Here is a 23,861-nt window from a genome sequence, read left to right as displayed (position 1 = left end):
TCATTTATCCGTACACAAATTGTAGTTTTTGACACATTTGTATAAATACCTCTTAGGGGTTAATTCAGGGTTAAATTTGTTTTAGATCAATAAACTTACAGTGACTTGATCACATATTGTCGCGCCAATAATGATTAAGCTTAGTCTTTAACCAACGAATTTCTAGAAAGGCGGTAAGAATCGCATGTTAAAAAATGTGAAAAGGTCGGTAACCACAACGGTAGCAAAGGCGATGGTGTCTATCTTGCTGCTTTCTGTAGCGACCACCAGTTTTGCGATTTTGACCTTGGCTTCAAGCCTTAATGATGCCGAAGCCGTCAATGTAGCGGGCTCAATGAGAATGCAAAGTTACCGCTTAGCCTATGACATTCAGTCGGAATCGACGGACTATGCTGCGCATATAGAAATGTTTGAGCGATCTATTTACTCACCATCAATGAAAGCCCTGCAGCATTGGACGGTACCCGAAGACATTACCCACGATTACTACAATTTGATTGCACGTTGGCATGAACTTAAACAGGTGTTAAGAAGTGAAGATAAACAACGTTATCTTGTGCTAGTGGCAAAGTTTGTTAATCAAATTGATGGTTTTGTGTTTAAGCTTCAAGACTTCTCTGAGAAAAAGCTTATCTCACTAGCTTGGGTTGGTGGGTTAGGCTTAGGCGCGGTTCTGATTATCAGCATTTTTGTGGTTCACTACACACGCCGACATATCGTCAACCCACTCTCATCTTTAGTGACGGCGAGTGAGCAAATTCAGTCGCGCTCGTTTGACATTCAATTGAACGTAGACAGTGACAATGAGATGGGTATTCTCGCTAAAGCGTTTAACAATATGGCAAAAGATTTAGGTCAGCTTTATCGAGGGCTAGAGCAAGCAGTCAATGAGAAAACGCAAAAACTCCAAAATGCGAACGATTCATTACGAGTACTCTATCAATCATCCCAAGAGCTGACCGCGTCTCGTATCACCCAAGACAATTTTGAGGCGATTCTAAAGCACATTGTCAGTTTAGAGGGGATTGCGTCTGCGCGACTCGAAATCAATGAACCTAGCGAAAGAAAAATTGTGTTATCAGAAGGTGAAGAGTGCGTCGATTGTGAAGACCGTTGCCACAATCAAATCTTGTCATTGGACGGTGTAGAACTCGGTATACTTTACTGGAAAGTAGCCTTGCCGTGCCCAGATCAAGCTTTGATCGATAACTTTGTTCAGATCCTTTCACGGGCGATATACTATAACCAGGCACAGCGCCAAGCAGAGCAGCTTTTGGTGATGGAAGAGCGTGCAACTATCGCACGTGAGCTGCACGATTCTTTAGCGCAAGCTTTGTCGTATCTTAAGATTCAGGTGTCTCTACTAAAACGTGGCATGAGTAAATTGCCTGACTCTCCAGCATTAGACAAAACCACACCCGTTTTGACTGAGCTTGATACTGGGCTGTCAGCCGCTTACACCCAATTAAGAGAGCTTTTAACAACCTTTAGGCTCTCAATTCAAGAAGGGAGTTTTGGTAACGCATTACAGACCATGACAGAACAACTTTCTGATCAAACAGACGCTGAAATACGCCTACAAAATCAACTTTCTTCCATCGAGTTAGAAACGAATCAACAAGTGCATTTATTACAATTGATTCGAGAGGCAGTAACCAACGCGACCAAGCATGCAAATGCCACCTTAATCGAGGTTGATTGCGATGAAACTGATAGTTACGTTCGAGTTTCTGTCAAAGATAACGGGGCTGGTTTCGATCCCAAAATAGAAAAAGCCAACCACTACGGTCTGAGCATCATGCAAGAGCGTGCATCAAGGTTAAAAGGCGAATTATCCATTAAGACTGCGCCAAACAGCGGCTGCGAAGTCTATTTACAGTATGCAAAAAATTAAGGATCCCACATTGACAAAAATTAGAGTGTTATTGGTCGATGACCATCCATTAATGAGACGTGGCATTAACCAACTACTGAGCTTTGAAGATGAATTTGAAGTGGTTGCAGAAGCGAGTAACGGTGCAGACGCCGTGGCTCAAAACCATGAACTCAAACCAGATTTGATTTTACTTGATCTGAACATGAAGGGCATGTCAGGCCTTGATACGTTAAATGCGCTGCGTGCCGATGAGTGTGATGCAACAGTAGTGATACTCACGGTTTCAGACAGCCCTGCCGACATTGAAGCAATCGTGAAAGCAGGGGCAGATGGCTACCTGCTAAAAGATACCGAACCAGATGAATTGGTTGAGCTGCTAAAGGATTCGTTACGTGGTAACAAAGCGTACAGCAGAGAAGTCGCCAGCTACTTAGCAGAGCGTGAAAACAGCCCTAGTGTTTTTGACGAGCTAACCGACCGCGAAGTACAAATTTTAAAAGAAGTCGCGAAAGGGTTACGTAACAAGCAGATTGCTGATACCTTGTTTATTTCAGAGTCTACTGTAAAAGTACATATGAAGAGCCTGTTGAAGAAGCTACAAGTACCATCTCGTACGGCAGCTACAGTGCTGTACTTAGAACGTTACGGCGACATCAAGTAACAGTCTCTGTAGATAAACAAAAGGGCGCATCGTGCGCCCTTTTTTAGGTATATACGTTGAAATAGCCGTGATTATGCCGTCATCGGCACAAGAACTAACGTACCAATGATTACCGTCACAAGGCCACAAATGACTGGGACTGACGTACGTTTAACCACCTCAAATGGGCTGATCTTACCCATACCCGACGTAGCAACAACCACGCCTGACACTGGCGAAATTGTGCGTCCCAAGTTAGACGCTTGAAGCATTGGAATAATTAGGAACGCAGGGTTTAGGCCCATTTTCGCGGCTAGTGAAGGAGCCAGTTCTACAAACGCATAGAATGGTGCATTACCCGAACCTGTTGCAATTGCCGCCGCAACTGTAAGGCCCGTTAGAATTAGCATAAGAGCGATGCCGCCTGCGCCTGCTGTTTCTGCAAGGTGAAGTAGGTTATCGATAGCGCCGATAGACATTAGACCCTGTGCGAATACACCAGCAGCAACTAACAACATTACAACGCCTTTAAACGCGTCTGCCATGCCTTGGTAACAAGACTCTAAGTCAGCCAATGTCTTCTCGCCATCAAAGCGTTTCACGACGAAATCAACCACAGCACCGATGAAGATCGAAAGAACAACGATTGTGTAGATATCTAACTGTAGACCAGGAATCGTGCGGCCGTTAAACAAGAACACACCAATGATTGGTAGGAACGGGAGCACAGCGTAGAAAGCTGGGGCGTTCACTTCAATCTCAGACACATCAACACGTTCCATTGGTGAGTTGTCTTTTTTATCAAGGTACTTGTTCCAGAAGAATGCAGCCGCTGCCATCACGATGATTGCACTGATAGAAACAGGTAACACGGTTTGAACAGCAAACACGTCTAATGCTAAGCCTGATTTTTCGGCAGCGATAACCACGTCACCCGAGGTTGGTGAAAGGATAATTGCAGCAGGGGACGCACACACGGCAACGGCGGCAGGACGAGAAATACCCATTGCTGTCATCATTGGGAATAGCGTAGCCATTAACAGAACGCCTAAACCTGTCGCCGAGCTTACAGCTAAAGACATCAAACACGCTACGATGTAAGCCGCAACAAGCAAGACATAAGGTGATTTGATGACAGACAACGGCTTAGAAAACTGTTTTACCACAACATTGTTGGCGCCGATGTGAGTCATATAAGAAGCAAAACCACATAGAAGCATGATTTGCATACCTAAGCCGCCGCCACGATACTGCAGCATGTATTTCACGTACTCAAGAGCGTCTGTAAACATATTACCGGTTGATGCTACTTTCGCAGGCAACACAGTATGGCCAATGATACCGGTTAAAATCAGAAGTAGGACACCGGCAGTTAAAAGTACGCCCGCTGCTTTATAGCCTTTCACAATGAAGTAACCAACAGCTACTGTCACCGCCAACCCAATTAAGAGCTCCAGCATAGATATTTCCTCAACAAACAAGATTATAAGAAAGTGTTTCAAACTATGACAAAGAATGTACAGAATTCTATGTTGGGGTACGAGAGGAAGTTGAGAGTCTGATGATCTAGAACAATAAATGGACTTTTGTATTAATAATGGTGGAACATCATGTGTTTAATACGTTTTTTAGATGTTAAATAGTTTAAGAAAGGTGAGGCGAGAACTTTTAACTCGATCAATTTGTGAAAATTAAGGGTGAGGTCCTATGAAAGAGACAAATGCTTGTAGACCTGGCTTGGATCGCCAAGGGATTTGATATTATTGGATTCGCTTAAGTAAACCGCCTCAAGCGCTTCTGGCATTGCAAGGTAATAGCCTTGGTAGTAATCGATGTTCAGTGCTTGCATGGCGCTCAGTTGCTCAATGGTTTCAATTCCTTCCACAACCACTTTCGCATTAAGCGATCTTGCTACCTTGAGTCCTGATAGCAGTGGGAACTGATCACCTGCAACGTACGCGAGCATTAATGAGCGATCGATCTTAATGATGTGTGGTTTTATCGCTTCTGCGCGTTTACGGTTGGACGCATTAACACCGAAATCATCGACGGCGATATTAAACTTACACTCGTTGAGCTTTTCCATCGCTAATGCCAAGCTTTCTTCATTTTCTGCCGCAAGTTCAACCACTTCCATAACAATTTGACTGTTATCGATTTCCAATGCTTTTAGACGTTTAGAGAGTAAACTTGAATCGATGTTTTCTAATGCTAGGTATTCACCAGCAGAAGGCAAGACGTTTAGAAACAGGTGTAAGTGGCGTAGTTTTGAGCGGGCGAAGTTACGTATGTGAATCACACGGCTTAATCGCTCAACGTTGAGTTTGTCTTCAAATCCAACCTCATCAGAATGGAAAAACAGATCTGGACGAATTGCGCCATCGATTTCGTGTTGGATTCGCACCAATGCTTCTACACCAATCGGTTGGCCACGTAGATCAAAAATAGGCTGAAAGACACTGGTGAGAGTAAGCTCTTTATAAGTAGCGCAAAACTGCGATTGCTCGTTCATAAATAGGCAATCAACAAATTGTTGCTTTGTTGAGAGAATCATAACTACGACAGACCTCTTTCCTCAGGAGCTATATTTCACACATGGTTGTGAATGGCATTCGATATAATATTGGCGTCGACATAAAAGTGTCAATCTATATCTCTTACTTATAGTAGAGAGCATCAGTTCATCGACTTAAGCCAGTTTAGAATTTTAATGTGGAAATTGTAAATTAACACTAGTTGCAAATGAGAACTTCGTCTTTTCTGGACTAAGCTCTCATCATGAAATCAATTGTGTAGGGTCTTGCGGAGAAATATGTTGAATCGGTAGAAAAACGCTAGCTGAGCTGGATGACAGAGTAAAGCTGAATATACTTACGCACCAACTGCTTATCAGTCGCTCGTTTCAATGGGTGAGTGAACTTCACATAATACGGGCTTAGATTGAAGTGTTGTTCTAGAGACAGTGCCAACTGCGAGTCACTTTCATATAACGAAATCCCTTGAGTTCGATACTCATCTATCTCGTCCGGTAGCTCACCTGTCCACCAATGAAGCAGCTCTCGACTTTGTTTACTACGAGAAATCCAATGGTCGGTGAGAAGTAACAAGAGATCGTTAGGTTGAACAGCAAAACCGTATTCTTGCTGCCACTGTGCCACAGACTTAAACAGTTTTTTGCGGCAAGAGGGCCCAGCACTGACCAGGTGAGACGTTAATATCCAAACCGTACCAAGCTCAGAACTGACTCGATAATGGTGAGGTAACTCAGAAGATTGAGTGGTGTCGATGGGTTTGTAATCATAATCATGACCAAACTCATTTAGAGTGCGAGACAATCTGCGGGCAAACGCTAAACCCAAGTGGTGTTCACTCATTCCTTTGTTGTGAATGGTCGGATAGTGCTTCTCACACAAGGCCATACAGTCAGCTTGAAATTCATTAACGCTTTGAACCAGCACATCCAATAACAAGATCTATCTCTCCATAATGAACTAACCTGCATAGTTAGCGTACCATGCACGTGATAACTTTCGTTACACTTAATCGGCAAAAAGATACAGAGCTAGAGGGGTTTATGTCTAAGATTGAATTTACGTCACAACAAAAGCAGGCGATGTCTGCGGAACTTCAACGTTATCTAGAAGATGAATTAGACATTGAAATCGGGCAGTTCGACGCTGATTTTCTTTTAGAGTTTGTAACAAAGAAATTTGGCGCCACGTTTTACAATAAAGGCTTGTCCGATGCTCAAGCTATTTTTGATAGAAAGATCCTTGATGTAGCGGATGAACTCTATGAAATAGAACAGATCAGTGAGTTTTGAGTGTCAGGCGCGAAAGTAAAAATAAGTTCCTTCAAAATTTTTGAACGACTTAATCAAGTTAGCCCAATTTTTTCAATGTAAAGAATGGTAAATAATCTGTTGCATGAAAGGGGGCGCATGTACTCTAATTTTAACAACTGTGACTGAACGTTTAAGGCTAAAGATGGCAACGGAAGTAAAAAACTATAATCGACTATCACGGGCAATACATTGGATATCTGCGATTGTCATCATCGGCATGTTCGCAGTCGGTCTATGGATGGTTGACCTTTCTTACTACAGCGAATGGTACAGAACTGCGCCACATTGGCATAAGTCGTTAGGCATACTTTTAGCTGCGCTGACGCTGTTTAGAATTGTGTGGAAATTTGTTACCGCGTCACCAAAAGTAGAAGGCGTCGCTTATGAAGTCATTGGGGCAAAAGTCGGTCACGCAATTATGTATGGGCTGATGTTTGTCATATTTACTTCAGGTTACTTAATCTCTACTGAAGACGGCCGAGGAATCGATGTCTTCGAGTGGTTTACCGTACCAGCCTTAGGTGCATTGTTTGAGAACCAAGCAGATCTTTCAGGCGAAATCCATTTTTACGCAGCATGGGCGCTGATCCTGTTAGCCGGTGGTCATGCCGTTGCTGCTTTAAAACACCACTTTATTAATAAAGACAACACGCTACGCAAGATGATAGGAGCTTCAAAATGAAAAAAACGTTATTTGCTACCGGACTAGCAATGGTGATGGCATTACCATTTGGTGCAAGCGCGGCGGATTACATGATTGACACCAAAGGTGCTCATGCTTCAGTAAACTTTAAAGTAAGCCACCTAGGTTACAGCTTTATCCAAGGTCGTTTTAACAACTTTGATGGCCAATTTTCATACGACCCGGCAAATATTACAGCATCTAAGGTTTCAGTAACCGTTGATACAACGAGTTTGGACTCAAATCATGCTGAACGTGACAAGCACATTCGCAGTTCAGACTTCATTGATGCGTCTAAGTTTTCAACGGCAACGTTCAACAGTACAAGCGTTGTAGATAAAGGCAACGGTAAGCTTGAAGTGAACGGCGATCTTAACCTTCACGGCGTGACTAAACCAATTACTATCAACGCTGAGTTTGTAGGTGCAGGTCAAGACCCATGGGGCGGTGAGCGTGCTGGTTTCGTTGGTACGACTCGTCTAGAACTTGCTGACTTCAATATTCAAGTAATGGGTTCCTCTAGCTATGTAGATATGGATCTGCATGTAGAAGGTATTAAGAAGTAATCTAACGCAGATGACAAAGAAAGCCCCCGACACGAAAGTGTTGGGGGCTTTTTTGATCAAGCGACTTATTTCCTGACCAAAACCTAGCGACAACGTTGTTTTATTATTTGAATTTACGCTGTTTCAAGTTCTTTCTGTTCCACAACCGCTACACGCTCACCGTAGATAGGGCGAAGAGCAGACAAAACATTCTCACGAGTAATCACACCAACCAATTTGCCCTTATCCAATACCGGTAATACATGAGGTTTGTTAACCTTAATCGACTTAGCACGCTCTTCAAGTGATAGCGTTGTTAGCTGAGTCGCGATGCCCATGCTCGTTGTTGGGTAAAGCTGCTCTTTATCAACACAAAGGAACTCAGCAATATCGACAAGCTTATCGTTGATATCGATAGCGATAACGTCTCTCGCCATAATATCGACCACTTTTTGCTCTTTAGCAGGTAGGTAGTCTTGGCACCAAAGATCGACCATTACATCATGGGCAGAGAAGAAACCAACAAGACGACCTTCAATGTCACAAACAGGCGCACTCACTTGGTGTTGTTCAAGTAGGGTATCGATAGCAACTGGAGTCAGCATTTCTGCACTAAGTACAATTGCATTTGGGTTCATTACGTCTTTTGCTGTGATGTTGTTGTTCATAGTTGTTTCCTTAGCCGATTTAATTTGAGTTGTTGTAATAGATTGAACGTTTGCTGCTTTTAGTTGTGGTCTGCGATAGATTCCCCAGTTCGCGAGGCCAACAAGGACAGAACCGCCAACGATGTTGCCAAGAGTGACTGGAATAAGATTCGCAAATACAAACTGTTGAATGTTTAGGTCAGAGTATTGAGCAGCACTCACGCCGACCTGTTGCCAAAATGAATCTGGAGCAAAATTTTGAATAACAATACCTAGCGGCACCATAAACATATTGGCAACGCAGTGTTCAAAGCCACTTGAGACAAACATCGCGACTGGCATGATAGTCATCGCGGCTTTGGTTAGCGCGTTTGCACTACTGAACGTTAGCCAAATCGCTAAGCAGACCAGCAGATTACATAGAACGCCTAGCGCGAAAGCTTGAACCGGTGTGTGGTGCAATTTGTGCTGCGCAATATTCAGAGCGTTCAGTCCCCATTGACCCGCATCCATTTGGTACAAACCTGCTGCTGTGACAATCGCTAGCAAGAACATCGCACCGATAAAGTTACCGATATAAACCTTGCCCCATATCGACAACATCTTTGTGAAACTGATCTGTTTGTTGGCCCATGAGATGCTCGACAGCACCGAACTGGTGAACAACTCACCGCCACAAATGACGATTAAAATAAGTCCCATACTAAATGCGAGCCCGCCAGCTAAGCGGCTTAATCCCCAACTAGCGTCAGAACTACCGGTCGTGACAGTGATGTAAAACAAAAACGCCAACCCGATAAATGCCCCTGCCATGATGGCTAAACTGAGCGTCATACCACTGCTTTTCTTTGCTTTACTCAGGGCAAACTTTTCAGCTTCCGCCATCATCTCTATGGGTGAAAAGCACTGATTATTCGTTTGAGTTGCTGCCATACGCACTCCAGAACGTCACCTTCATATTCAAATCTCCTATGTTTATTTGCTGCCACTCGTTGGCTGCACATTCAGAATATGGGTCGTTCATCTACAGGTAAAATTGATAATTTTTAAAATCCTTATCAAAAATATTGATATAGCGTCGCGAGAGAGTAGAATGAAACGGCTTGCGTATATATTGGTGAAAACGTGAGCAAAATGAGTTTGTTATGGTGTCAAACTCTAATAATCAGCAAGGATAGGAGTGCTATGCGATATTCATTGAAACAGCTCACGGTATTTGATGCGGTAGCCGATACAGGCAGTGTGAGTCTGGCAGCAGATAAACTGGCGTTAACGCAATCCGCTACAAGTATGTCGCTAGCACAATTAGAAAAGATGCTGGGTCGCCCTCTATTTGAGCGTCAAGGTAAACAGATGGCGCTGACTCACTGGGGAATGTGGTTAAGACCGAAGGCCAAACGTCTGTTACAAGACGCTCAGCAAATTGAAATGGGGTTTTACGAACAACATCTACTCAGTGGTCACGTTAAACTCGGCGCGAGTCAAACGCCTGCAGAACACCTAGTTCCTGACCTTATCAGTATTATTGATAACTCATTTCCTGAGATGCGTATTTCGCTCAAAGTAAAAAGCACCGATAGCGTCATTCAGGGTGTACTCGACTATAAATATGACCTTGGCATCATTGAAGGGCGCTGTGATGATAATCGTCTTGATCAAGAGGTATGGTGTCGTGACCATTTAACCGTGGTTGCCGCGGCACATCACCCATTTGCAAGACAAGAAACGGTCAGCCTCGCCCAACTAGAGCAAGCCAAATGGGTACTGCGTGAGCATGGTAGTGGCACTCGCAAAATTTTTGATAGTTCAATTAACCATTTAATTGAAGATTTAGATGTTTGGCGCGAATACGAACACGTGCCTGTTCTTCGCAGCATGGTGGAACACGGTCAATACATTACTTGCTTGCCATATCTTGATGTCGAACGTTTCATTGAAAGTGGTCAATTGGTTGCACTGAACGTTCCTGAGTTGAATATGGAACGTACACTGTCGTTCATTTGGCGTGCCGATATGGTTGAAAACCCACTGGTTGAATGTATCAAACGAGAGGGAGCTAGGATGATGAAAGGTAAACCATCAGTACTCTAGCGAATTTTTGATATTTCCTATTTCTGTTGAAATAACGATTGCGTCACACAAATATGAAATATAAATACAATTGCATTCATTTTAGTGTGATCTGTGTTGTTTCTAAAAGTGCTTAACTTACCTAGTATGCGGACTTGAACTTTTGATGTGTGATTCACACACTGAGCGAGGCGTAATGAGCACTCTAGTCGCAATTTCATTAACAACCGGCATCTTATCTGGATTATGGGGATGGATAGCAGTCTCACTGGGATTACTATCATGGGCAGGCTTTTTAGGTTGTACCAGCTATTTTGCTTCTCCAAATGATGGCTTAAGAGGGTTATCAGAAAGTTTGATAACCAATATGAGCGGCGTATTTTGGGCGATGGTGATTATCCATGCTTCACAGTTCGCTTCTTTTGAAATTTTAGGCTACATCATTACTGCAGTTGTTGCATTTTTCATGTGCGTACAAGCGAAACAACAATGGCTAGGTTATATCCCTGGTACGTTCATTGGCTCATGCGCAACGTTTGCCGCTTCTGGTGATTGGAAGCTGGTTGTTCCTTCGTTAGTGCTTGGTGGCATCTTCGGATACCTAATGAAGAGCAGCGGTGTATGGTTGCACCAAAAGTCCAAACAATCACAAACTCGTGCGAATTTACAAACTCGCTAGTAGATTGTGTCAACCGAACCTCTTACCTGAAAGAGCGTAAGGTTACCCCCGATTGGTTTGTATCAGCAGTTTTTTTGATACGCGGCATCAAGTTTGATGCCGCTTTTTTATTCTCTAACGCTAGGTATTTCCGTTCGCCATGGTAACCACACGTTTTAGTGTCCATCGCAACAATAATGGAATCCCTTCAACACCACGCTCCTCACATTGAGAAACAATCGCCAGCGCAAGGTCTGGTTTAGCAAATTTCTTCAGTACACGTGCCACCACTTTTTTGGCAGGAATAGGATGATCGAGTGGTATTTTCAGCATGTCTTTAAAGAAACTTTCAAAGCCGTTGTTGTAGATATAATGCTCGATATCACGATCGGGCAGTTCAGTCAGTCTGTGCCTTTGCTGATCATTACCAAGCTGCGCCTTTACTGAAGCTGCGTACTTTTTACCTGCCGCATCACCATCGGTCACTACATGCCAATCAATACCAAATGCTTTCGCTACCTTAATTAAAGACTTCAACCCGGATTGGGCAAACTCAATAATCTGAACCCCTTCAGCGGCCAAGTTATAACCACATTGGTTAGCAAGTTCATTGAATAGCCAAACTTCCGTTTCACCTTCGACCAACAACCAACATCGAGCAAATAATGCCCCAGAGCGATGAAAACGGATATGAAAACCAATGCGCCGAAGTTCATCTTTCCCTAAGTTTTGGTCAGACAAATAGGTAGTGATGGTTCGATCAGACTGCCTGACAAGACGCCGGATGCTTCTAAGGGGAACTTGCCCGAGTAGTTGACCACTGTTAGTTGTGAGTACCTTTTGCATTGGCAGTAATTGCAGCAAACCCCAAGCGCGGGCAAGATGGGTAGGGTGCAAACGACCTTCTGGATCTTCAATGATCAAAAGCGGGCGAGCACATCGGCGCAGCGTCGTAGGGCCTTTTGCTTGCAAATACGCATTGAGAAGGCCCATAAAAAGTAGGCGAGTCGATTTATCATTGGTTTCTTCAACCACCTCGGTGATGCTTTTGTTACTTGGCGCACCACTAAAGAAAATACCATCTCTTTGCTTACGCAGGTCTTTACGAGAGTTGGGTTTAAATGAAAAGTAGTGTTCTACCAACGCATTCATTGAATTAAGGCTACTGCGCATCTCTCCTTTATTCACATGGCCAGGCACCGCCATCAACCGGCGACAGGTATTATTGATCCGTTTTTCGATTCGCGAATTGACATCACTACTGTTATTGATTGGGCGTTCAAAGCGGCGCGAGTCTTTGAGGCGGATCACTGGATGCAGAGACATCAGCTCTTGGGCTAACTTCTCAGAATGATGCAACATCATCGGGTTGCCCTCAATATCTAAGAAGGAATAGCGTGTGACGATGTCATAACCATCTCTAGAGGCACTCAAGCGATAAATGATTCGGTTTGTTCCTTGCTCATCTCGAATCCAAATCGGCTTTATTTTGCGATAACGCCCAGAATGGAGTTCATTTTTATCGGTTGAAACCATGCTCAAGATAATCTGAAGATGTTGAGTTTGAGGATGAGCGATGGAATAGTCCACATGAAAATCGGTCATCTCAAATTGATAAGGAATGCCTTCAGGTGGCAAGGCAACAGAAAGGGCATCGAGTAACGATGATTTGCCCCAGGTATTTTCACCAATCAAAGTGGTGAGTTCATCAAAAGCAATCGATAAGCGTTTGATTCCGCGAAAACCAGAAATTTCGATTCGCTCAAGCTTCATTGAATCACTCCATTACGCTGATACTGATTTAAGCATAATAGAAAAATCCAGTTATAGCAGACATTTAGCTCACAAAGTTGCACGGTTTACAGGGGAAGAATAGTTGCGTCAAATAGCGATCAAACTCAAAGATAGGATGTATATGAAACACTATGTTCAATAAAAGTGTGAAATATAATGAATCTGTCACATTGATTGCGGTACGATGACTCTGAAAAGAGAGATAAATATGACAAATAAAAAAAATAAAACGACACTACTACGAATCGCACATATCAACGATACCCACTCATACTTCGAGCCAACCTCACTACAACTCACGATTAATGTGGATGGCAAAGCGCTTTCACCCTTTGTCAGTGCCGGTGGTTTTGCTCGCATTGCCACGCGAGTGAAACAGCTTAGACACGAAGCACAATCGCAAGACAAAGGCTTTTTGTTTCTTCACGCTGGTGACTGTTTCCAAGGTACGCTTTACTTCTCGTTATTTAAGGGCGAAGCCAATGCCACTATGCTCAATTGCTTAAACATTGATGCGATGGCGCTCGGCAACCATGAACTAGACATGGGTAATGAACCTGTCGCGCACTTCGTTCAGAAAATCGATTTCCCACTGCTTGCCGGAAACTGGGATCTGTCCAACGAGCTTTTAACCAAACCAATCCGTTTATCCGACAGTCCGAATGTGGTCAGTTACAACCCTGACAGCCAAGCTGCAAAATGGATAGAGAAAGAGATTAACGGTGAAACCATCGCCATTTTTTCGTTAGCTCTCGACAAAATGGCTGACATATCAAACCCTGACTTCGATACGCCTTTTACTAATGCGATAGAAACGGCGAAGCAGACCGTAACAGCCATCAATGCAAAAGGCATCAACAAAATCGTTTTGCTCAGCCACATGGGCTATGACGCAGACCTCGACTTAGCCAATCACGTTTCTGGCATTGGCATTATTGTAGGAGGGCACAGTCATAGGTTACAAGGTAACTTTAGTGCGCTTGGGCTAGCCAAAGATGACGATTATGGCGTAAGAGTCAATGAAACCTATGTGGTTCAAGCGGGTTATCACGCGCTAAGCCTTGGACACTGTGACATTGAATTTAATCATGATGGTTCGATTCACTCCTTTAATGGTAAGAATGAGTTGTTGCTTGGCCGCCGATTATTTATTGATGCCAAGATGAGTGGAACGCACGATGAACTGCCATACCAACTTGCACGACAGTTCATCGATAATCACCCAAATGTTTGTGTTTGTAAAAAAGACCGCGAAACCCAGTCGATTTTGGAGCAGCGTTACATTTCTCGCGTTCGTGCACTGCAGAAAAAAATCATTGCGAATGCTAACCATAAGTTGCGCCATATACGTGTGCCTGATGAACAAGGGCCAAGCGATCTCGCGCCTATGGTGGCAGAGTCCTTTGCGTATGTGATGAACAAACAGGGCTATGAGGTTGAGTTTGCGATTCATAATGCCGGTGGCGTGAGAAACTCTCTGAACGCTGGCGATGTATCCGTTGCAGATGTTGCCGGTAAGCTCCTGCCATTTGCCGTTCCAATTGGGGTTTATCAGATAAAAGGACAATACCTGCCGCTTATTTTAGAAGGTGCAATCAATAATGCGCTTAATAATGGCGTAGAAGGCACTGGGGATGGCTCGTACCCATATACCTACAATTTAGACTTCGATTACCAGTTTGAGGCAGAGCAGGGTAAGCGAGTACAGAACCTTAAAGTTCGTAACCAACAAGGTGAATGGCAAATACTTGATCTTAATCGAGTTTACGTAGGTTCTTCTTCCGCATACACAATGAAAGGTAAAGAGGGATACGAAGCAATCCTCAATATGAAAGGCGAAGGTGTTGTCACTTGTGTCTCGATGGCCGATTGCTTTATAGAGCTACTTACAGATAAGCCAGAAGTACTAAATAGAAAGCAAGGCGGTCAAATATCAACCACTGGCATAAAGGTTGCTACTTCTTCTCCTGAGTAAACAAAATGTATGGATATACTCAGGGGAAACTATGTGGAGTCGAGACTGGATTGATGTGGTCGTGATCGTCAGCTGGATTGGCGTGTGGTCCGCACTGACTTACTTGGTGCCTATCAGCGGTGTTTAACCACCAGACAATAAGGCAAACGTAAAAAAGGAGCATTTATTTGCTCCTTTTTTGATTTTATTGCTAGACGAATCACGATTTCAGGAATAAAATCCGCCGTGTTTGGGGAGTAGTCGCCTCTGGTTTACTTATCGTCATCTCGTTAGACGTCGTTCTATCCGGTAAGTATAAGTATGACAACGATATTCATCGGTCATATTTCGACGAGACCAACGTAATCAACTGTTACTTTGCTTATATAGGCTGAGTAGTTTGTTTGTTTGCGGTAGGGATCGTCACACACATCTAAATCCTTCGATCCCTCCGCCTTTGGAGGAAACATGACCCCAGTTACTTATTTCAGCTTTGGTGTACTGACACTTGCGCTCGTTGCACTTGATATCTGGCAAACTCGTGGTGGTAACATCACTATCCGTAAAGCCGCTGTTTGGAGTGTATTCTGGTTCGCTTTGGCATTCTTGTTCGCTGCTACCATCTATCTATTTTGGGATGTATACGCGCCAGGAAGCGATTACACAGCAGAAAAAGCAACCTTGTCATTCATTACTGGTTATCTGTTAGAGAAATCGCTCAGCGTCGATAACTTATTCGTGTTTGCGATCATCTTCCATCAATATGCGGTCCCTGAGCATTTACGCCCACGAGCATTACTATGGGGTGTGATCGGTGCATTGATACTTCGTGGCATTATGATTGCGGTCGGCGCACAGCTTCTTGCAGAGTACCATTGGATCTTGTACGTATTTGCACTGTTCCTAATCTGGACGGGTATTCAGCTTGCTCGTGACAAAGGTGATGACGAAATCAACCCACTACCAGAACGTATCATTCGCAAGTTCGTTCCTGTGAGTGAGAGTTATGCAGGCAATGCATTAACGGTGGTAGAGCAGGGCAAACGTACCGTAACGCCTATGTTCATCGTGATCGCTGTTATTGCGTTCATGGACGTGATGTTTGCACTGGATTCGATTCCAGCTATTTTTGCGGTAACAAGAGAACCGTTCCTTGTGCTAGCAGCTAACGTATTTGCATTACTTGGCCTGCGTTCTTTGTACTTTGTACTGCAAGGAATGATGGATAAGTTTATCTACTTAAAACCTGCGCTGTCATTCATCATGGTGTTCATTGGTACTAAGATGATGCTAGTCGGCTCTGAGTGGGAAATCCCAACGGCAGTGTCATTACTTGTGCTATTGGCAACCATGACAGTGGCGGTGATTGCTTCAGTCATCAAACAGCGTAATGATTTAGAAGAAAGTAAGTTAACTATCGATAAATAAACTAATTAACTTGCGACACACATCCTGCTTTAGTTTGCTAATGTTTGTAAAAAACTTGTGATCTAAAGCAGGAGTTAAAACTAACGATAAAATATTTATTCGCTAAAATCGTGCGTATTTGAATATAAATTCAAATTAAATGAATTGAGCAAAAAAATAGACTGTTAATGCATTGTTTCATTAAAATAACTAATCCGAAAAGTCAAAAATAGTCATTTTTTGAGCCGATAATTATTGCCTATTATTAGCCCATCGAAACGAATTACACGAATTTATAGAGAGGCAATCATGGCAGCACAAGCAATGCAAATCGGTACTATCGAAGCACCTATCTCTATGGATAAAAAAACCTACTCGGTTTCTTTCAAAGGATTGATTGCACACTTATTAGATATTCTATTTACAGACAACAGCGAGCCACGTGCGTACTACGCAAATGACTTGTCTGGTCATATGCAAAAAGATATCGGTCTATATCGTTAATTTAAACGAACAGATTTTAAAAACGCCAGCTAGAGATAGCTGGTGTTTTTTTATGTCTCGCGAAAGTTGTCGGGTAGCAAGGCGGTCAATCTCTTCAAGAATGTAAAATTTGAAGAGGTGAAGAGTATGACTGCATTGTTAGCACTTTCTGTTGTGAGCAGCATATCGGCCGGGCAAATTTGGACTCATCAAGGTCAACCGGCACAAGTAGTGGAGCTGTTTACCTCTGAAGGTTGCTCAAGTTGTCCACCAGCCGATAAATACGTTTCTAAGCTGCAAACTCATAACGAGTTATGGAACGGTATTATTCCCATCGTTTATCACGTCGATTATTGGGATTACCTAGGCTGGCAAGATAAATTCGCAAAACCCGAGTTTTCGCAGCTTCAACGCTTGTATCAAGCGTATGACGTCGTATCGAGCGTTTATACACCCGGCTTCGTCGTTGACGGTAAAGAGTGGCGGGGGTATTTCAATTGGGTAAACCGAAACCTACCAGATAACCACCAAGCCGAAGCGAATCAGTTAACTTTGGTGAGAAAAGGACAAAAGTTTGAGCTTAAGTTTGCAAGCTCACAAACGTTAGACGCGACGATCGTTTTTCTTTCTAATGATCAAACTACCATCATCCGATCCGGTGAGAACAAAGGCAAAACGCTAGAGCATGACTTTATCGCGGTTGCACGCCAACAAGCCAGAAGCGACGATGGGCACTGGCAGTTTGAGTACTCAGGCGATCTCGAACACATTGATGCCGTTGCAGCATGGGTGACACCTGCAGGTAGGTTTGAGCGCATCCAAACGGTAGCGGGGAAGATTGAGTAACCCAAATAGCCATATCGTGCACGTAAATGAATAATGAGTCTGGATATTGCCATCACATCAATTCATGATGGGTTGAGTTTACAAAGCAACTGTTAATCTAATGAATATCATAAGACTTTTGGCTCCATTGACTTTACTCATTTCCTTCTCTTCATTGGCGAGTGAATGCGTACCTTTTTTCCAGCAAACGGCCAAGCAATCTTTGCAAGGCAGAATAGAGACGGAACTAGAGTCAATCAATGTTGAGCAACTCGCTGAACCGATTGATTACTACCTTGCGGCATTGAAATATCGTTATGGAATTGGTGTTAAGTTGGATTTTGAGAAATCGAACGACTTACTCGAAATGCTTGATGACAGCAGTTTTGAACAATACCCTGAGATGATCACATTCAAGTACTACTTTTTAGGCAGTTACTATTATGCTTGTGGGGACAAAAAACGCGGACTGAATCGCCTTTGGTATGCAGCAGAGCACGGTGACCCTAACGCTAAATTCCTCTATCTCTATATTTCATACAATGCTCCGATTGAAGATAAGCTTTCTTTTGATCAATATTTGCGAGGTTTGGCGCAACTTGCAGACGATGGGTATAAGGTTGCTGGGTTCGAGCACCTCTATCAAACACAAGTCAAAGAAATCGACAATTCTAAGTCTAAGATCTGGGCGAGTATGTTTTCTCGTTTCACGACTTTCGAAACATGTGACTTAATGAAATTCTATCAATTTGGGGCAGGGGTCGATGGCCTTGTTGTCGATTGGTCTAATAAGGCCAAACTCATTTATCACTTCTGGCCCGACTACTATATGAACTGTTTAAATAAGGGTTAAGGGTGCAGGGGTTCTTCCTAGACGTTAAAAACAACAAAGGCGCTCCAGTGAGCGCCTTTGTTATATCTGTCGAGAGTAACTGGTGATTACTTCTTACGGCAGTATTCAGCGATAACGTACATAGATTGGCCACCGTTCGCTTTACCAGAAACAAGCTTAGGATCGTCACCAATGCTGATGCCACGGATAACCGTGCCTTGCTTGATTACTTGGTTGGTGCCTTTAACTGGTAGGTCTTTGATAACCGTTACGTCGTCACCTTTTTTAAGTTCAACGCCGTTGCAATCGAATGGTTTGTCGTCTGCAGACATGCCAGTCATTGCCCAGTTCATTTGATCTTCTTCCATGTACATCATGTCTAGCGGGTTGTGCTGAATCCATAATTGTTTTCAACTTATCAATGGGTTGGAGATTTTTGTGAAATTTTTGGGGCAAGTTTGGGGCAACTTTTGGCTGAATTCTCAAAAATGCGTAATCTGTTTCATAAAACTAGGTCATAAGCCTTACGCTGTTCTGGAGAATTGTGTACTCTCTCGGAAAAATTATTACCAGCTAGGTTTTACATGGAAATCCTCAACGTAATTCTCCACAACGTTATCAAAAAAGAAAACAACACCAAAGTTGATTTAGATGATCGCAAGACAGAAAATGCAATCAATGACTCCGCCAATATGCTTAGTAAAGGAATTAATGAAAAGTTTAATTCGACGGGCCTAAATACCGGACACTTCGCCAAAGCAGAAAATAGCGATGATCCTACACCGCACTTTGAGTCCTTATTAAGCAAATATTTTGTAGAGTCTAAGTTCGATGACTTTGTTGCGTTTTCCGTGGCAGCTGCTCGTTGTCTTCAAAAGCAGCTTCAAGGCGCACCAAAAGCAAAAGGTGGCCATATTTGGTTTAACCACTACATCCATCAAGGCCAGCACTTCCTGAGCGTCGTACTACTTCGTCAAAAATCAGTAATGCGAATCGATGAATTAGAGTTAGCACAATTTGATAGTGTTGATTTAGATAAGCTACACATGGCAGCTCGAATCAACCTAAGTAAATGGTCTGATGAAAACGAACAGTCTGCACGCTATATCTCATTCAAGATTGGTAAAGAAGCAAAGAAGGTTACAGACTACTTTGCAAAATTTATCGGATGTGAAGAGTTCACAGAGTCAAGAGATGATACCCGAGCTCTAGTTAAATGTGTAAAAGCATATTGTGAACATCATGAGTTCGAAGATGACAAAACGGAAATAGTTAAGGCTGCTGTACACGAGCAGATTTCAGAGTGGAGTGCTGAGAACAGCGCTATAAAGCTCGACTCTTTATCGACTTACCTTGATACGAAGTATCTACAAGAGGACGACGAAAAAGATTGGTTATTGGCAATTAGTCAAGGTGAGCTCTATGGCCTTAACAATGAGATTACACCAGACAAAACTGAGCTTAATCGTCTAAAACGATATGTCGGAAAAAATAAAGACTTGTCAATAAGCTTTTCTAGTGATCTACTTAACAAATCAGTTTTCTATAAGAAAGGTGAACTAACTATTAAGAAGATTCCAGAGAACCTTGAAGCGCAGCTTGAAAGATAATGTGTAGCCCTGAAAAACTTGAACAGCTAGTTTATCTATTGCAGAACGAAAACACAGTAGTTACAGATGATGGTTTTTTTGAGCTCTTCATCGACGTAACTGCTGAGGTTAAGAGTTTACTTACATGTTTAGATGATGAGTCAGTTCCTTTCGACGTTAACGGAAGTTACTTTAAGGCCGATCAGCTCTTAGAAGGGCAAACATGTAAAGTTGAGCTGGATCCAAGCCAATTGATGCGAGCTGGCTATGAGATTTATTTAAAGTGGGAAGACTTTTTCTCATACCCTAAAAACCTTACTCAGGCACCGGTTTGTTTTTATGTTCACTCGTCTAAGTCAGTTTATCTTGGGGACAGTGAAAACATATCAGAGCCAACGCTCAAATGTTATCTAGATGTCTTGAAACTGATTAACTGCTTGAAAAAGGCGTCAGATCATTCGGAAGATTCTTCATCAGATAAAAAGACATTCATTTTTCTCCATAAAGCGCGAATGAATATAGAGTGTGATTATTCTTTAAAAGACATTGAGCACGGTATTGATGGTATTACTCAGGTAGATACGTGGTTTGGTCAAAAGACTCACAAAGACCAAAGGAAGGCGATTTTTAAAGCTGCACTGTATGATCAGTTGAAGTCAGTTGACTCTAACAAGCGCTTCCAACACCTCATTGCTAATTTTGGTGACATATCCGCTAAGCTCGTCGAAGACTATAACCTGTATGTTAGTGAATTTTCCTTTGATGATGTAAGGCTTGAATATCAAGAGAAAAAGCGCGAATTCATAGTCAAAATTAATGACACGTTTAATGACATTCAGACTAAAGCACTCGGTATTCCTGTATCTATTGGGTTAGTCGCCTTTAGGTTGTCATCGCAAAATATTGACGCTAACGCTAAAAATCTAGCGGCGGACTTCTTGTTGTATGCCGCCGCTATGATCTATGGCCTGATGATGTTTTTGCTTGTTTGTAACCAACTTCATACTCTAAAGTCGCTAAAAAAAGAATACAGAGATCAAGAGGCTCGATTAAAGCGCAAGTACCCAAAGCAACATGGGGCGATTCGGGGAGAATTTAAAGAGCTTGACCGTCGTCACCGCTTTCAAAAATTTCAGCTCTGCTTTTTTCTCTTTCTAGTTGGCGTATTAGTTTACTTGGTGGACCACTACATTCATTTCGATTTGTGGAATTATCTTGTAGATACGTTTCCAGCCTTCAAGACGATTGCAGAATTCCTTGAATTATCAGTTAGTCACGGCTAAGTGATCTAAGTCTGATTAATTGATCCAAGCATTGTGTTTTGTTTGCTCGCATTCCAATATATGAGAACCGTTTCATTTATTGAGGTGTTTTATGGATAGGGCTTTTAACAGAATCACAAATGAAATCTGGTATGCTGCAAAGCTTAAGAAGGAGGGTGATGAATACGTTAATCGACACAAACAAAATTTTGAATGTCCAAACGTATACTGTAATGGCAACGCAGAGCCTGTTGCCTGCCTTTCTATGCGACAAGTTGGCGTGAACAAGTTCCAACCGTATAAACAACCTCCACACTTTAGAATCAAGAACCATATTCCTAATTGTATTTACAGCGACGAGCATGGCGGTAAGGGAAGAATTGATACTAAAGGAAACTATACGTGGGTTCTACCTTACGTAGAAGAAATTACGACACCTCACAGTAAGAAAAAAGACAAACAGCATCAGACGAACCCGTCAAGCACGACTCTAAAAAACAAGCAGCTCTCAAAAAGTAATTCTGGAAGTAGTTCATCCGGTGGAAGTCATCCCCAACGCACTAATTATGTTTCGGGGGCAGCGCATTACTATATTCAAAGTACCGAGGAAGCCAAAGATAAAGACTTAACTATATTTGGTTACACGAGGAAGTATCATCAATATTTTCAAGAGCTTGGTTGGTTTAAAGATTCAAGGTATATAGACAATCATATCTTCTACAAAGCATTGAAATTTACCCAAGAGCCAGTAATTAAAGATGATCTAATTATCGTGACTTTGTATCAGATAGAACCGAACTCCCGTAAACAATTTGAAGTTCACTTAAATACATCTGAATGGAGTCCCAGAGATAAAGAAGGCTGTAAGCTAGAGATAAAGCTAGCTATTGAAGCTGCGAAGAATAAAAGTGCCTTTACGACGGCTTTCTTCATTGGATGCCAGGATCGAAATGAAAAACACATCTTCCACTGTGATTATTCTGAGTTTTTTTGCATTTATATGGGCGAAGAGTTTTCCTTACCTGCTAATAACCGGGGAGTGAAAAAAGATAAAAATAAGCTGAAAGGTCTTTCAGTAGTAAAGCCTGAAACGTTGTCTAGTACCTCGTTAAAGAGATCATATGATAGAGAGCCGACGGAATCAGAGCCTCTAGCTATCGACCCTTCCATAGCAGCCAATAATGATAGTTCATTTCAATCTCAGCAATCTGATCTGATGGTCAATGGTCACGAAAACACTCACTTTGCGAGTGTTATGGACGAGAAACCAGAACCATTTGAACCAATCGTTGATCAAACTGCGATGCTTAGTGAGCCAACAAACAAGCCCTTGACTACGGAGCGCAAGCAAACGCACGTTCTTAATGAGAGTAAACCAACCAGTCCGCAAAAACCTGGTAAACAAGGTGTGTTGTCTACGTTTACCTCCAAGATTAAAGCTATCCTTGGGTTCTCACAGTATTGAAAGCTAAGAACTTTATTCGATAGAATGCCGTGATAACTTCTAAAAGAGCTAGGTAGTTAAGTTGATAGAACACTTTAATAAAGTCTGTGAATTCAGAAGAATTAACCCACCTAAAAAAGGTGCGGGAATAAAAACAAACGATCCGATTACTGCGTCTGTTAAAGGCTCACTTTTGAGCCTCAAAAGCGAACTCGAAACAATGTTCCAGGGCTACCGCGGGCATACTTTTAGGTTCCAAGAATCAAGAGGTGCCACACTATTTCCGTTCGTTACTCACGTCTCGATACTTCCTAAGGGGCAAGAAGTATCAAATGGCATATACGTCGTGCTTTGTTTTGATAAGAATGGGAACGGTGCGCTTGTCGGATGTACAGAATCGAAGTCAAACCGCAAAGGGCTACCGACTATCGAGCGTAAAGTTCGAGGTAGTAAACTCAAAATAGACGTTGACGGAAGCAGTCAGAATACTAAGTACAATAATGTATTCGTAAACCCAAGAGAGTTCATGTACCCCCTAAAAGGGGACTTGCAAGATTTGGTGGAACACATTCGAGCTTCACTTGATCTGGCGCTTCATTATTTGGGTGAACTTACTGAGGAAGATATCCTCGGTGGTGATGAACATGACGGCTTTATACCTCCGAACAAGAAAGATGTAAGAGCAAGAACCCTCAGACAGATCGTTGCGCGAAGAGGCCAGAAAAAGTTTCGTGATAGCTTAATCAAGCAATATAAGCGTTGTGTTTTTACTGACTTTTGTGTGGTTGAAGCATTAGAGGCTGCCCACATCATGCCTTACAATGGTGATGAAACGAATCACGTTCAGAATGGCTTATTACTTCGTTCAGACATCCATACCTTGTTTGATTTAGGCCTTATTTCAGTGAACCCGGACACCATGAGGGTTGTGTTGAACTCGGGGTTACTTGAATCCGAATATGCTAACTTGGATGGTAAGGACGTTAGCAGTTTGATCGCGAATAAAGGGTGTCTTCGAGATCACTTTGATACGACCTTTAAAAAAGATTAATATATAGCCTCGCACTCGCGAGGCTTTTCTTTACCCACCAGAACTCGCCCCCTTCAACGCCTCCCACGCCTTTTCACTGTCTGACATATTCGTGTTCTTCATCCACTTGCCGTAGACATTGGCGATCATCAAAAAGTTACCTTGGTTAACTGATATGGGCAACGTGGCTGCCATGACGATATAGGGCACAAGAAAGTATGACACTGAGACAACACTATTACTCTAAACACCATTCTATATCTTTATTTGATAGTCTAA

Annotated in this window: 22 protein-coding genes and 1 pseudogene; 16 read left to right on the top strand and 7 right to left on the bottom strand. The window is 42.6% G+C overall.

Annotated features, from left to right (window positions below):
• Positions 1–184: 184 nt before the first annotated feature.
• Positions 185–1,894 carry a nitrate/nitrite two-component system sensor histidine kinase NarQ gene (gene narQ, locus EJ063_RS00895; RefSeq protein WP_126572125.1) on the top strand — a complete coding sequence of 570 codons (1,710 nt, stop codon included), beginning with the start codon at positions 185–187 and terminating at the stop codon, positions 1,892–1,894.
• 10 nt (positions 1,895–1,904) lie between these two features.
• Complete coding sequence (locus tag EJ063_RS00890) at positions 1,905–2,537, top strand: response regulator (RefSeq protein WP_167469853.1); 633 nt, start codon at positions 1,905–1,907, stop codon at positions 2,535–2,537.
• 71 nt (positions 2,538–2,608) lie between these two features.
• Here EJ063_RS00890 and dcuC read toward each other — a convergent pair whose 3' ends face one another.
• The 3 genes from dcuC to EJ063_RS00875 form a co-directional block, all read right to left on the bottom strand.
• A complete protein-coding gene (gene dcuC, locus EJ063_RS00885) occupies positions 2,609–3,976 on the bottom strand; it encodes an anaerobic C4-dicarboxylate transporter DcuC (RefSeq protein ID WP_126572123.1) in 1,368 nt (455 codons plus the stop codon).
• Positions 3,977–4,221: 245 nt separating this feature from the next.
• Entirely contained in the window at positions 4,222–5,070 is an 849-nt protein-coding gene (locus tag EJ063_RS00880) for an EAL domain-containing protein (RefSeq protein ID WP_126572122.1), read from the bottom strand.
• A 280-nt stretch (positions 5,071–5,350) separates the two neighbouring features.
• Positions 5,351–5,986, bottom strand: a complete 636-nt coding sequence (locus tag EJ063_RS00875) for a hypothetical protein (RefSeq protein WP_126572121.1) — start codon at positions 5,984–5,986, stop codon at positions 5,351–5,353.
• A gap of 104 nt (positions 5,987–6,090) precedes the next feature.
• On the opposite strand from EJ063_RS00875, the gene EJ063_RS00870 reads away from it, so the two are divergent.
• The 3 genes from EJ063_RS00870 (at position 6,091) to EJ063_RS00860 (ending at position 7,608) form a co-directional block, all read left to right on the top strand.
• Positions 6,091–6,339, top strand: coding sequence for a DUF2164 domain-containing protein (locus EJ063_RS00870; RefSeq protein ID WP_126572120.1), 249 nt, complete (start codon positions 6,091–6,093; stop codon positions 6,337–6,339).
• 163 nt (positions 6,340–6,502) lie between these two features.
• The gene (locus EJ063_RS00865; RefSeq protein ID WP_126572119.1) at positions 6,503–7,042 is read left to right on the top strand and encodes a cytochrome b; all 540 of its coding nucleotides are present in this window, start codon (positions 6,503–6,505) and stop codon (positions 7,040–7,042) included.
• Complete coding sequence (locus EJ063_RS00860) at positions 7,039–7,608, top strand: YceI family protein (protein WP_126572118.1); 570 nt, start codon at positions 7,039–7,041, stop codon at positions 7,606–7,608. The genes EJ063_RS00865 and EJ063_RS00860 overlap by 4 nt, the downstream gene beginning before the upstream one ends.
• Positions 7,609–7,721: 113 nt before the next feature.
• Here the strand turns inward: EJ063_RS00860 and focA are convergent, their stop codons facing one another.
• On the bottom strand, positions 7,722–9,167 hold the full coding sequence (focA, locus tag EJ063_RS00855; protein WP_126572117.1) for a formate transporter FocA: 1,446 nt from the start codon (positions 9,165–9,167) through the stop codon (positions 7,722–7,724).
• 252 nt (positions 9,168–9,419) lie between these two features.
• Between focA and EJ063_RS00850 the strand changes: the two genes are divergently transcribed.
• Both EJ063_RS00850 and EJ063_RS00845 read left to right on the top strand, forming a co-directional pair.
• The gene (locus tag EJ063_RS00850) at positions 9,420–10,325 is read left to right on the top strand and encodes a LysR substrate-binding domain-containing protein (RefSeq protein ID WP_126572116.1); all 906 of its coding nucleotides are present in this window, start codon (positions 9,420–9,422) and stop codon (positions 10,323–10,325) included.
• A gap of 175 nt (positions 10,326–10,500) precedes the next feature.
• Entirely contained in the window at positions 10,501–10,983 is a 483-nt protein-coding gene (locus EJ063_RS00845) for a DUF1097 domain-containing protein (RefSeq protein WP_126572115.1), read from the top strand.
• 120 nt (positions 10,984–11,103) lie between these two features.
• On the opposite strand, the gene EJ063_RS00840 is transcribed toward EJ063_RS00845, so the two are convergent.
• On the bottom strand, positions 11,104–12,735 hold the full coding sequence (locus EJ063_RS00840) for an ATP-dependent endonuclease (RefSeq protein ID WP_126572114.1): 1,632 nt from the start codon (positions 12,733–12,735) through the stop codon (positions 11,104–11,106).
• Positions 12,736–12,964: 229 nt separating this feature from the next.
• On the opposite strand from EJ063_RS00840, the gene EJ063_RS00835 reads away from it, so the two are divergent.
• From EJ063_RS00835 to EJ063_RS00815, 5 genes are all read left to right on the top strand, one after another.
• On the top strand, positions 12,965–14,731 hold the full coding sequence (locus tag EJ063_RS00835) for a bifunctional metallophosphatase/5'-nucleotidase (RefSeq protein WP_126572113.1): 1,767 nt from the start codon (positions 12,965–12,967) through the stop codon (positions 14,729–14,731).
• Between the two features lie 447 nt (positions 14,732–15,178).
• Complete coding sequence (locus EJ063_RS00830; RefSeq protein ID WP_126572112.1) at positions 15,179–16,138, top strand: TerC/Alx family metal homeostasis membrane protein; 960 nt, start codon at positions 15,179–15,181, stop codon at positions 16,136–16,138.
• Positions 16,139–16,426: 288 nt separating this feature from the next.
• Positions 16,427–16,621 (top strand): hypothetical protein, encoded by a 195-nt coding sequence (locus tag EJ063_RS00825; RefSeq protein WP_126572111.1) that lies wholly within the window; start codon positions 16,427–16,429, stop codon positions 16,619–16,621.
• A gap of 126 nt (positions 16,622–16,747) precedes the next feature.
• The gene (locus EJ063_RS00820) at positions 16,748–17,446 is read left to right on the top strand and encodes a DUF1223 domain-containing protein (protein WP_126572110.1); all 699 of its coding nucleotides are present in this window, start codon (positions 16,748–16,750) and stop codon (positions 17,444–17,446) included.
• A gap of 100 nt (positions 17,447–17,546) precedes the next feature.
• Complete coding sequence (locus tag EJ063_RS00815; RefSeq protein WP_126572109.1) at positions 17,547–18,278, top strand: hypothetical protein; 732 nt, start codon at positions 17,547–17,549, stop codon at positions 18,276–18,278.
• Between the two features lie 86 nt (positions 18,279–18,364).
• On the opposite strand, the pseudogene EJ063_RS00810 reads toward EJ063_RS00815, so the two are convergent.
• Positions 18,365–18,658, bottom strand: a pseudogene (locus tag EJ063_RS00810) (alkylphosphonate utilization protein); the annotation flags it as partial.
• Between the two features lie 183 nt (positions 18,659–18,841).
• On the opposite strand from EJ063_RS00810, the gene EJ063_RS00805 reads away from it, so the two are divergent.
• The 4 genes from EJ063_RS00805 (at position 18,842) to EJ063_RS20955 (ending at position 23,603) form a co-directional block, all read left to right on the top strand.
• Positions 18,842–19,867 carry a nucleoid-associated protein gene (locus EJ063_RS00805; RefSeq protein WP_126572108.1) on the top strand — a complete coding sequence of 342 codons (1,026 nt, stop codon included), beginning with the start codon at positions 18,842–18,844 and terminating at the stop codon, positions 19,865–19,867.
• Positions 19,867–21,129 carry a hypothetical protein gene (locus EJ063_RS00800; protein WP_126572107.1) on the top strand — a complete coding sequence of 421 codons (1,263 nt, stop codon included), beginning with the start codon at positions 19,867–19,869 and terminating at the stop codon, positions 21,127–21,129. Before EJ063_RS00805 ends, EJ063_RS00800 begins: the two co-directional genes overlap by 1 nt.
• 91 nt (positions 21,130–21,220) lie before the next feature.
• Positions 21,221–22,573: a hypothetical protein gene (locus EJ063_RS00795; RefSeq protein WP_126572106.1), complete on the top strand. Its 1,353-nt coding sequence runs from the start codon at positions 21,221–21,223 to the stop codon at positions 22,571–22,573.
• A gap of 61 nt (positions 22,574–22,634) precedes the next feature.
• Positions 22,635–23,603 carry an HNH endonuclease gene (locus tag EJ063_RS20955; RefSeq protein WP_208640330.1) on the top strand — a complete coding sequence of 323 codons (969 nt, stop codon included), beginning with the start codon at positions 22,635–22,637 and terminating at the stop codon, positions 23,601–23,603.
• Positions 23,604–23,633: 30 nt separating this feature from the next.
• Here EJ063_RS20955 and EJ063_RS20870 read toward each other — a convergent pair whose 3' ends face one another.
• Entirely contained in the window at positions 23,634–23,807 is a 174-nt protein-coding gene (locus tag EJ063_RS20870) for a hypothetical protein (RefSeq protein WP_158675981.1), read from the bottom strand.
• Positions 23,808–23,861 lie beyond the last annotated feature (54 nt).

Source organism: Vibrio aquaticus (assembly GCF_003970385.1).
Lineage (GTDB): Bacteria > Pseudomonadota > Gammaproteobacteria > Enterobacterales > Vibrionaceae > Vibrio > Vibrio aquaticus.
The sequence above is the reverse complement of the archived record's forward strand: the minus strand, read 5'-3'. Positions and strand labels throughout refer to the sequence as shown.